Annotated in this window: 10 protein-coding genes; 3 read left to right on the top strand and 7 right to left on the bottom strand. The window is 72.1% G+C overall.

Features of this window, described 5'->3' with window-relative positions; translation table 11 throughout:
- Positions 1 to 55: 55 nt before the first annotated feature.
- The 4 genes from ABD901_RS31915 to ABD901_RS31930 form a co-directional block, all read right to left on the bottom strand.
- Positions 56 to 577, bottom strand: a complete 522-nt coding sequence (locus ABD901_RS31915) for a hypothetical protein (RefSeq protein WP_345132325.1) — start codon at positions 575 to 577, stop codon at positions 56 to 58.
- Positions 578 to 826: 249 nt separating this feature from the next.
- Entirely contained in the window at positions 827 to 1,561 is a 735-nt protein-coding gene (locus ABD901_RS31920) for a dienelactone hydrolase family protein (protein ID WP_345132327.1), read from the bottom strand.
- A gap of 27 nt (positions 1,562 to 1,588) precedes the next feature.
- Positions 1,589 to 2,233: a response regulator transcription factor gene (locus ABD901_RS31925; protein WP_345132329.1), complete on the bottom strand. Its 645-nt coding sequence runs from the start codon at positions 2,231 to 2,233 to the stop codon at positions 1,589 to 1,591.
- Positions 2,185 to 3,462 carry a sensor histidine kinase gene (locus ABD901_RS31930; RefSeq protein ID WP_345132332.1) on the bottom strand — a complete coding sequence of 426 codons (1,278 nt, stop codon included), beginning with the start codon at positions 3,460 to 3,462 and terminating at the stop codon, positions 2,185 to 2,187. Before ABD901_RS31930 ends, ABD901_RS31925 begins: the two co-directional genes overlap by 49 nt.
- A gap of 109 nt (positions 3,463 to 3,571) precedes the next feature.
- On the opposite strand from ABD901_RS31930, the gene ABD901_RS31935 reads away from it, so the two are divergent.
- Positions 3,572 to 5,602 (top strand): MMPL family transporter, encoded by a 2,031-nt coding sequence (locus ABD901_RS31935; RefSeq protein ID WP_345132334.1) that lies wholly within the window; start codon positions 3,572 to 3,574, stop codon positions 5,600 to 5,602.
- Here ABD901_RS31935 and ABD901_RS31940 read toward each other — a convergent pair.
- Both ABD901_RS31940 and ABD901_RS31945 read right to left on the bottom strand, forming a co-directional pair.
- Positions 5,569 to 5,970, bottom strand: coding sequence for an FMN-binding protein (locus ABD901_RS31940; protein ID WP_345132337.1), 402 nt, complete (start codon positions 5,968 to 5,970; stop codon positions 5,569 to 5,571). The two genes, ABD901_RS31935 and ABD901_RS31940, sit on opposite strands and share 34 nt — an antisense overlap.
- Position 5,971: 1 nt before the next feature.
- A complete protein-coding gene (locus tag ABD901_RS31945) occupies positions 5,972 to 7,354 on the bottom strand; it encodes a ferredoxin reductase family protein (protein ID WP_345132339.1) in 1,383 nt (460 codons plus the stop codon).
- Positions 7,355 to 7,537: 183 nt separating this feature from the next.
- Between ABD901_RS31945 and ABD901_RS31950 the strand changes: the two genes are divergently transcribed.
- Positions 7,538 to 8,647 (top strand): cellulose binding domain-containing protein, encoded by a 1,110-nt coding sequence (locus ABD901_RS31950; RefSeq protein WP_345132341.1) that lies wholly within the window; start codon positions 7,538 to 7,540, stop codon positions 8,645 to 8,647.
- Here the strand turns inward: ABD901_RS31950 and ABD901_RS31955 are convergent.
- Complete coding sequence (locus ABD901_RS31955; protein ID WP_345132343.1) at positions 8,644 to 9,390, bottom strand: CAP domain-containing protein; 747 nt, start codon at positions 9,388 to 9,390, stop codon at positions 8,644 to 8,646. The two genes, ABD901_RS31950 and ABD901_RS31955, sit on opposite strands and share 4 nt — an antisense overlap.
- A 303-nt stretch (positions 9,391 to 9,693) precedes the next feature.
- On the opposite strand from ABD901_RS31955, the gene ABD901_RS31960 reads away from it, so the two are divergent.
- The coding region (locus ABD901_RS31960) for a carbohydrate-binding protein (protein WP_345132346.1) at positions 9,694 to 10,277 on the top strand (584 nt) is incomplete at its 3' end.

Raw genomic sequence — 10,277 nt, forward strand, 5'->3', positions numbered from 1 at the left:
CCGCTTCGCTCATCCTCCAGAGGCGGTAGTACCCACACCGACACCAGGTGCTGGGTCACGCCGGCGTCTCCGGCTCCCCGCGGCCGGACACGTCGGGATGTTCGATCCCTTCGAGCTCGAGCAGTTGCGCCAGCACGGAGTTGAGCGCGCGCTGACTGGCCGAGGAGAGTCCGGTGCGCCCGATGACGTCGCGCAGGACGACCCTCTGCACGTTGAGCTCGCGCATGGTGCGCAGGCGTGAGAGGTCGCCCTCGACGTCGTCCAGCGCCGGGTCGTCATCGGCGGACACGAGGTAGGTGGTCGGCACGCCGAACGCCATGGCGAGCGCCTTGAGATGGCTCAGGCGCGGATCGGTGGCCTTGCCGCTGCGCAGCTCGCCGATATACGCACCGCTGATCGTGACCGGCGCGTCCATCTCCTGCTGCAGCCGCCCGGCCAGCTCGCCCTTGTTGATCCGCTCGGCGATCTCGCTGTTGAAGTACTCCCCGTCGGAGCGCGTCCGGTTGACCCCGTCGTTGGGCTTGAAGGTCGCGAAGAGCAGATTCAGCCGATCCGCCAGCGAGCGACGTTCCTCCACGGCTGCCCCCACCGCCCCGCCAACATATCGATCAACAACGCTGCTCAGCAGTATAGGACACTACCCGGCCCGCCCGACGTTGACAGCCACCTATCAGCCCGGCGTATCCTCTGAGCGTTGCGCAAAACGCCCGTTGAACAACTTGCCCAAACCCGCAACGCGCGTGAAGCAGCCCATTTGCGGGGTGGAAGGTGCGGCACTCGGTGCCTTCAACAGGGGGCACCTTCCACCCACTTGCGGTCTCGAAGGTCAGCGCCCGCGGAAGAACGAGACCGCCGCGTCCAGTGCAAGGTCCGTGAGGACCGGGTCGTGGCGCGCTCCCACGTCGCGCATGAACGCGTGCTCGCCACCCGCATACACGTGCAGCTCGAGGTCGTCGTGCCCGGCGGCGTACAGGTCCGCGAGAATCCGCACCCGCGCGTCGGCCGGCACGTGCGGGTCCTGCGCCCCGAACACGATCATCAGCCGGCCACGGATGTCCCCCGCCGCGGCGAGCGACCCGGCGTCGGCATCCGCGCCCAGGGCGCCGTTGTGCAGCCCGGTCGGGTAGAAGCACACGGTCGCGGCGACCCGCGGATCGAGCGCCGCGCGGAAGGCGAGGTGCCCGCCGATGCAGAAGCCCGCCGCGAACAGCGTCGTCACGTCCGCCCGCTGCCGCATGTGGTCGAGCACCGCAATGCGGTCCGCGTCGAACTGCCCGGTCGTGGTGGCCGCCGCCCCGGCCAGCCCGGCCCGCTTGCCGGCGTCGTCGAACTCGAGCGCCACCCCGGCCAGCGGCCCGCGCGGGTAGATCTCCGGCACGCACACGACGAACCCGGCCGCCGCGAGCCGCCGGGCGCTGCGCAGCGTCGACTCGGTGAGCTGGAAGATGTCGGTGTACAGCAACACGCCCGGCCACGCACCATCGCCGACCGGCCCGATCACGGCGGTGCGGATACCGCAGTCGCGCCCCGCCACCGTGACCTGGTCCTCGCGCAGCTTCATGCCGCAAACCCTACTGACGCGCGCCCGTCAGCGGTCGAGGTACGCCAGGACCGCCATCACGCGGCGGTTGTCGTCGTCGGACGGCGGCATGCCGAGCTTGGTGAAGATGCTGTTGATGTGCTTGCTGATCGCCTTGTCGGTGACGAAGAGGCGCCCGGCGATCGCGGCGTTGGAGCGGCCCTCGGCCATCAGGCCCAGCACCTCCCGCTCGCGCGCGGTGAGCGCGTCCAGCGGGCCGGCCTGCGGGCGGCGGGCCAGCAGCACCGCCACCACCTGCGGGTCCATCACGGTGCCGCCGTCGGCGACCCGGCGTACCGCGTCGATGAACTGCCCGACGTTGGAGACCCGGTCCTTGAGCAGGTAGCCGACCCCGCCGGTGCCGCCGGCGAGCAGCTCCCGGGCGTACAGCTGCTCCACGTGCTGCGACAGCACCAGGATCGGCAGGCCGGGCACCTCGGCCCGGGCGGCGATCGCGGCCTGCAGCCCCTCGTCGGTGAAGGTCGGCGGCAGCCGCACGTCGACGACCGCCACGTCGGGCCGGTGCCCGAGCAGGGCGGGCAGCAGGGACGGGCCGTTGTCCACGGCCGCCACGACCTCGAAGTCGAACGCCTGCAGGATGTGGATCAGGCCGTCCCGGAGGAGGGCGAGGTCCTCGGCGATGACAACGCGCACGGCAGCTCCATCGTCACGGTGGTGGGTCCGCCGGGCGGACTGTCCACCGACATGGTGCCATCGAACGCGGCGAGGCGGCGCCCGATGCCGCGCAGCCCGCTGCCGGCCTCGGGGTCGGCGCCGCCCCGGCCGTCGTCGCGCACGACGATGCTGAGCCTGTCCATGTGGTACCGCAGGTGCACGTGGATTCGCGTGGCGCGCGCATGCTTCGCGGCGTTGGCGAGCGACTCGGCCACCGCGAAGTACGCGGCGGACTCGAGCGGCGCCTGCGGCCGCCCCGGCAGGTCGACCTCCACCTCGACGGGCAACGGCACGGTCAGGGCCAGCGCGCGCACCGCGCCGTCCAGCCCACGCTCGGCGAGCACCGGCGGGTGTATCCCGCGGACCAGGTCGCGCAGCTCCTCGAGGGCCTGGCCGCTGTACTCCCGCGCCTGCGCCATCAGCCGCTGCGCCGCCTCCGGGTCGCGGTTCATGAGCTCCTCGGCGAGGCCGATCTTCATGCTCAGCGCGACGAGCCGGGCCTGCGCGCCGTCGTGCAGGTTGCGCTCGATCCGCCGCAGCTCGCTGGCCTGCGCGTCGACGGTGTCGGTGCGGGTCTGGGTCAGGTGGTCGACCCGCCGGGCCAGCGCGGCGGCGCGGGTCGGCCCGAGCAGGGCGTTGGTGAACCGGGCGTACCAGCGCAGGGCCGGCGGCGCGAGCGTCAGCCCCGCCGCGAGGATCGCGAAGCCCTGCGGCCAGCTCAGCGCCGCCTCGACCGCGTTGGACATGGGCCAGAACACGCCGTAGCCGTACCAGTCGAGGATGTAGTAGAGCAGGACGGGTACACCCGTGATCCCCTCGGTCCCGGAGAGGATCAGCGCCGCGGGCACGATCAGCAGCGCCGCGGCGGCGTAGGTCGACAGGAACAGCCAGAGCAGGTCGCGCCAGGTGGCCGGGTCGGTCATCACCCAGCGGTAGGTGCCCCAGGCCCCGAGCGTCTCCGGCCGCGCCCGGTAGGGGCTGGCGATCGCGACTCCGGTCCACTGCGTGAGGATCCGCCGGTCGTAGTCGGCCACCGCGCGGACCACGACGGCGAGCAGCGGCACGAGGAAGATCCCGAGGCCGGCGACGCTGAGCAGGACCCCGACCACGAACAGCCCGAAGAGCGCGGCGTTGAGCGCCAACGCCCCGACCGCGAACAGCAGGCCGCGCAGGCCGGCCAGCAGGCCGCGCAGCACCCAGACGCGCACGGCCCCATTCTCGCCCATCAGCGCGCGCCCGGGCGGTGGTGTTAGCTCTACCACCGCCCGGGACCTGCCACTCCTGCCCGGCGCGCGCCGCGTGCGTTCGATCGAAGGTATGCGAACCGCACTGCTGACCCTGGCCCTCTGGGTCGCCATCGTGGCCGGGCTGAGCCCGCTCGCGCTCAAGCTCACCAACGTGCAGAACAACGACACGCTCGGCTCGCTTCCCGCCTCGGCCGAGGCGACCCGGGCCGCGGCCCGCGAGGCGGCCGCCTTCCCGCGGCCGGACGCGCTCGTCGCCGTGGCCGTGTACGTGCGCGAGTCCGGGCTCACCGCCGCCGACCGGGCCAAGGTCGACGCCGACCGGGCCGCGTTCGCCGCCTACGCACGCGGCGGGACGGTCCCCGAGCCCGCACCCGCCGCCGACGGCCAGGCGCTGCTGCTGACCTTCCCCCTCGCCGGCGACGACGACCAGCAGTCCGCGGCCGTCGCGCCGATCCGGCAGCGCCTCGCCGCGCAGGCCCCCGATGGGCTGCGCACCGCGCTGACCGGTTCGGCCGGCGCCGAGGACGACCTGGGCGAGGCCTTCTCCGGCCTCGACGTCACGCTGCTGCTCGCCACCGTGGCCGCCGTCGCGTTGTTGCTGCTGCTGACGTACCGCAGCCCGGTCCTGTGGTTCATCCCGCTCCTGACGGCGGGCATCGCGAGCCAGTGCGCCGGCGGCGTGGTGTACCTGCTGGTGCGGCACGCCGGGCTGACCGTGGACCTGCAGAGCCAGAACATCATGACCATCCTCGCCATCGGCGTGGGCGTGGACTACGCGTTGCTGCTCATTTCGCGGTACCGCGAAGAGCTGCGCCGCCACGAGGACCGCCGCGAGGCGATGGCGGTCGCGCTGCGCCGCTCCTTCCCGGCGATCTGCGCATCGGCGATCACCGTCATGATCGGCCTGCTGTGCCTGCTCGCCGCCGACCTCCCGGCCACGCGCGGCCTCGGCCCGGTCGGAGCGATCGCCGTCGTGGCCACCCTCGCGGCGATGACGACCCTGCTGCCCGCGCTGCTCGTCCTGCTCGGCCGCTGGGTGTTCTGGCCGTTCATCCCGCGTGTCGCCGCTTCCGCGACCGAGCACGGGGTCTGGGCGCGCATCGCCGGCTTCGTCGGCGCCCGGCCCCGCGTCATCTGGATCGCCACGGCGGCCGCGCTCGCCGCGCTGACCGCCGGCATCGGCCACCTCAGCATCGGCCTGCCCGGCGACGAGACGTTCACGAAGGAGGTCGGCTCGATCACCGGCCAGCGCCTCATCGAGAGCCACTACCCGGGCGGCACCCTGTCGCCGGCCGTCATCACGGCGACCGCCGGCACCGCGGCCCAGGTCGCTTCGCTGGCGGAGAAGGTCGACGGCGTGGCGCGGGTGGGCGAGCCGATGCGCTCCGCCGATGGCCGCTGGGTCCGCATCGAGGCCACCCTGGCGGCCGAGCCGACCAGCCCGGCGGCGGTGGAGACTCTGGAGCGCCTGCGCACGGCGGTCCAATCGGTCCCGGCGTCGGAGGCCCTGGTCGGCGGCGACACCGCGTTCGAGGCCGACGGCGACGCGGTCACCAGCCGCGACAACCGCGTGGTCGTCCCGCTGGTCCTGGCGGTCGTCCTGCTGGTCCTCATCGTGCTGCTGCGCGCGCTGGTGGCCCCGCTGGTCCTGATAGCGAGCGTGGTCCTGTCCTACGCGGCCGCCCTGGGCGCCGCCGGCCTGATCCTGAACGCCGTCGGCCACCCCCGCCTGTGGAGCGCGGTCCCGCTGCAGACGTTCCTGTTCATCGTGGCCCTGGGCGTCGACTACACCATCTTCCTGATGACCAGGGCCCGCGAGGAGACGGCCCGCGTCGGGCACCGCCCGGGCGTCCTGCACGCGCTGACGGTCACCGGCGGCGTCATCACCAGCGCCGGCGTGGTCCTGGCCGCCACGTTCGCGGCCCTGACGGTCCTGCCGATGGTCCCGTCGATCCAGATCGGCATCATCGTCACCGCCGGCGTCCTGATCGACACGCTGCTGGTCCGCAGCCTGCTGGTCCCCGCCCTGACCCTCCACATCGGACGCCGGACCTGGTGGCCGGCGGCTCAGGCCGCCCGGGCGGCGTCGATCGCGGACTGAAGGGAACGCCGGTAGCCGTCGCTGGTGTACGTCGCCCCCGACACGGTGTCCAGGTCCGCGCTCTGCCGCTGCAAGGCCTGCTCGCGCAGCATCGGAACCGCGCGCCGGCCGATCTCGACGCCGCGGGCCGCCGCCGTCGGCAGCTGGACCGCCTCGACGTCGACCAGCCGGCCGGCGCGGACCGAGATGCGGACCTGGACCGGCCCGTAGCGGTTGGGGACGACGGCACCCAGGTAGTTCCTGGTCACCGAGTCCTTCTCGGAGACCGCCGCGGACACCGGCAGCGGGGCCGGTGCCTGCGACTTCACGGCGATGAGCACCGCGGTGACCAGGCCCGTCCCGGCCAACGCCCAACCGACGCGGCGCACGTCAGAACTCGAAGGGGTCGAGGTGGATCTGCCGCGCCGGCACGCCCGCGCGGCGCAGCGCGATGACCGAGGCGTCCACGAGCCCGGCCGAGCCGCAGAGGTACACGTCGCGGCGGACGAGGTCGGGGACGAGCTCGAGCAGGCCGGCCGGGCTGAACGCGCGCCGCGGCCCGGGCTCGTCGCGACCGCCGATGACGTACCAGATCTGCGCGTCCCGGGCCTGTGCCAGCATCTCCAGCTCCGCGCGCAGGACGAGCTCGGCGGCGTTGCGGGCCCGGTAGAGCACGACCGTGCGCGGCGGGAGCTCCTCCAGCAGGGCACGGACCGGGCCGATGCCGCTGCCGCCGGCGATGAGCAGCGCGCGGGCCTGCCGGCGCCGGTCTGCGGTGAAGTCGCCGCTCGGGCCCTCCACGAACACCGGCGTGCCGGGGCGAAGGTCGCGCAGCCCGGCGGTGTGGTCACCGACGACCTTGACGGTGAGGCGCAGCCAGTCGTTGTTGGGTGCGGCGGACATCGAGAACGGGTGCGCCTGCCACCAGTTGCGCCGGTCCAGGAACCGCCAGCGGAAGAACTGCCCGGCACGCACCCCGAGACCGCGCATCCGCCGGCCGGCGATGTAGATCGAGATCATGTCCGGGCCCTCGGGGACGATCTCGCGGACGCGGAACCGGTGGCGCAGGTTCATCCGCAGCGGTGCGACGATCCGGCCCCACAGCACCGCTGCGACCACCGCGCACCAGAAGAGCATCGAGGTGTACCGCGAGATCCCCGGCGCGGACATCTCCTGCCCGACGGCGAACTGGTGGCCGACGGCGAGCACGAGCACGACGTACGCCGACAGGTGCAGCACGTGCCACACCTCGTAGGACATCCGCCGCCGCAGCCGGGGCATGGACAGCACCGCCAGCGCGACCAGCAGCCCGGTGCCGATGAAGGCCCCGCTCATGTACTCGTACTTGTCCACCGTCAGCAGCCGCGCCACCTCCCGCGGCGGCCCCACCCGCTCGAAGCCGGCGTAGCCCAGCGTGATGAACGCGGCGTGCGCCACGACCAGCGCCACGACGAAGACGCCCAGGTCGCGATGCCAGTGCAGCAGGTCACGAGCGCCGAGCCAGCGCTCCAGCCACCCCAGCCGGCTCATGAGCAGCACCTGCACCAGCAGGACGTACCCGGCCAGCAGCCCGGTGATCCGCCCGGCCGCCGTGAGCGACGCCGCCGAGTCGCTGAGAAATCCGTCGGGCGTGTTCGCCCACCACGGCGCCAGCGTCAGCGCCAGGCCGGCCCAGAAGCCCGCGATCGTCGCCGCCCGCCACGCGTCCACCGACTCGCGCGCCCGGTACGGCCGCCGGAACCGCGCCTCGTATTCCGCCCTCTGCGTGTCCACCGCGGACGGTCTTACCAACACCGCGGCCCCGGAGTCGAATGCTTCAACATCTTTTAAGGCGCGCCTAATCGAAGGGCCTCACAGCCTGGATCCGCTCCAGTTTGGACAGTCGAGTACCATCGATGAAGCGCGATGCCGTGGGAGCCCGGCCATTCTCCGTGCCTTTTCATGAGGAGCTCTCCCATGCTGCGCAGATCACTCCTGCCCGCCCTGATCGCCGCCCTGCTGAGCGCGGCCGCGGTCGCATTCGCCCACCCGGCCCGGTCCGCGACCGCGCCGGTCCGCATCATGCCGCTCGGCGACTCCATCACCGCCGGCCCCGGCTGCTGGCGCGCCAAGCTCTGGCACCGCCTGCAGACCAGCGGCTACACCAACATCGACTTCGTCGGCGGCGTCTCCGACGGCGGCGGCTGCAACCCCGGCTACTCCTACGACTTCGACCACGAGGGCCACGGCGGCTACTCCGCCACCGGCATCGCCGACAACAACCAGCTGCCGCCGTGGCTCGCCGCGGCCCGCCCCGACGTCATCCTCATGCACCTGGGCACCAACGACATGTGGGGCGGTTACATCCCGCTGTCCACCAAGCTGGCCGCCTTCACCAAGCTCATCGGCCAGATGCGCGCCAACAACCCGGCGGTCAAGATCATCGTGGCCCAGATCATCCCGATGAGCCAGTCCGCCTGCGCCACCTGCCCGGCCGACGTGATCGCGCTGAACAACGCCATCCCCGGCTGGGCGGCCGGCCTCACCACGGCCCAGTCCCCGATCACCGTCGCCGACCTGTGGACCGGCTTCGACGCGGTCGCCGACACCGTCGACGGGGTGCACCCGAACGACGCCGGCTTCCAGAAGATGGCCGACCGCTGGTACCCGGCCCTGACCCAGGCCCTCGGCGCGGCGCCGCCATCGCCGTCCCCGTCGGCCTCACCGTCCCGCTCCGCCTCGCCTTCACCGTCGGCGTCGGCATCGGCATCGCCCGGCGCCTCCCGGTGCGCCGCCACCTATCGGATCGTCTCCCAATGGGGAGGCAACTTCCAGGGCGAGGTGTCGGTGACGAACACATCCAGCACCGCCTCAACGGCCTGGACGGCAACGTTCACGTTCGCCAACGGCCAGCAGGTGAGTCAGGCCTGGAACGCCACCGTGACCCAGTCGGCGGCCGCGGTGACGGCGCGCAACGTGACGTACAACGGCACGCTCGCCCCGGGCTCCGCCACGTCGTTCGGCTTCCTGGCGTCGTGGAACAACACCACGAACACCCCGCCCAGCGTGGCCTGCACGATCTCCTAGTTCGAGAAGTCCTGGGTCAGCCACACCGTTCCCGAGGAGTCCCGGACCACGTCGATCCCGACATGCGTGTAGGTGGAGCTGAGCAGGTTCTTGCGGTGCCCGTCATTCGGCGGCTTCTCGTTGTACATGCTCGTCGTCAGCCCATTGGCGGACGCGGTGATGGCGGCGGGGGTGTTGGACACCCCGCCGCCGTAGCCGATGTTCTCGCCGAGCGCGTTCCACTTGACCCCTTGGGCGCTGATCCGCTCCCCCAGCCCTTTTTCGCCCGGGCACTGGTGCGACAGCCCGCACCCGTTGAGCATCAGCAGGTTGTGCGCATGGGCACTGGCCACCAGCCCCGAGCTCATGGTGTACGGCGGGAGCCCATTGCTCGCCCGCAGCTCGTTGATGTGCGCCAGCACCGCGTTGGCCACCCCGGCCACCGCGGTGGGCGCCGCATTGCCCGGCTTCTTGGTGGTGGTCGCGGTCGTCGGCGCCTTCGTCGCGGCCCGGGAAGGCGACGCCGCGGTGCTCGGCGCGTCACTCGGACTCGTGGTGGCGGTGACCTGCGTGCTCGCCCCACCGGCGCCGTCGGGATTCCCCGCGCCCGCCAGGTAGGCCTGCCCGACCTGCGCCCCGTCGACTGAGCTGTCGGATCCGCCGTGCGCCGAGGCCACGACTGCGGTGGTCACGATGCCGCCCAGCGCGATCACCCCCAGGACCAACGCCAGGCGGACGCCCTTCACACGGAGCTGGAATCGCACGGGTAGGAACCTTCCGATCGCGGTGGCCGAGCAAGAGACCACCGCGCAAGGTACCGCCCCGCGAGCCGCAACAGAGCCCTGCAAAGCCCGACTTAAAGCACCAGAAAGCCGGCCCTTCATCTTCCTGGCCGGCCAGGGTCCGCGACGGGACCGCCGAGCGCCGCCGGTGATCGTGTCGGCCTGGACGCCGTGCCACCGGAATCAAGAAACAGTCTTTACAACTAGCTAAGTCTTGTTTACTAATTTACATGGAAGAACATCCATGCACCGAGCACCCGCCGCTCACGGGAAGGTGGCTACCTCATGCCCAAGAAACGACTCCTCGCCTTCATGGCCACGGCGGGCGTGGCGATCGCCGCCGCCGCGGCCGCGATCCTGCCGACGGCCGGCGCCGACGCGGCGGTCGCCTGCGCACCCGCCTACGCCGACAGCACCGTGTACACGGGCGGCATGCAGGCGTCGTACAACGGCCACAACTGGACCGCCAAGTGGTGGACGCAGCACGAAGCGCCGAGCACCGGCGGCTCCGGCGTGTGGACCGACGGCGGAAGCTGCGGCGGCAGCGGTGGCGGCGGCGGCACGGGATCGTGCAGCTACCCGAACTGGGTGGCCGGGCAGTGGTACGCGACCGGCGCGATCGTTCGGTACACCAACGGCCTGTACTACCAGGCCACGCACGACAACCCGGGATACGACCCGACGATCAGCACCTGGTTCTGGTCGCCGTACGCCTGCGGTGGCGGCGGCGGTGGCGACACCGGCGGCGGGTCGACGAGCGGCTTCGTGGTCAGCGAGGCCCAGTTCAACCAGATGTTCCCGAGCCGGAACTCGTTCTACACCTACGCCGGACTGACCGACGCGATGAAGAAGTACCCCGCGTTCGCCAC

The organism is Dactylosporangium darangshiense (assembly GCF_039537565.1).
Taxonomy (GTDB): Bacteria; Actinomycetota; Actinomycetes; order Mycobacteriales; family Micromonosporaceae; genus Dactylosporangium; species Dactylosporangium darangshiense.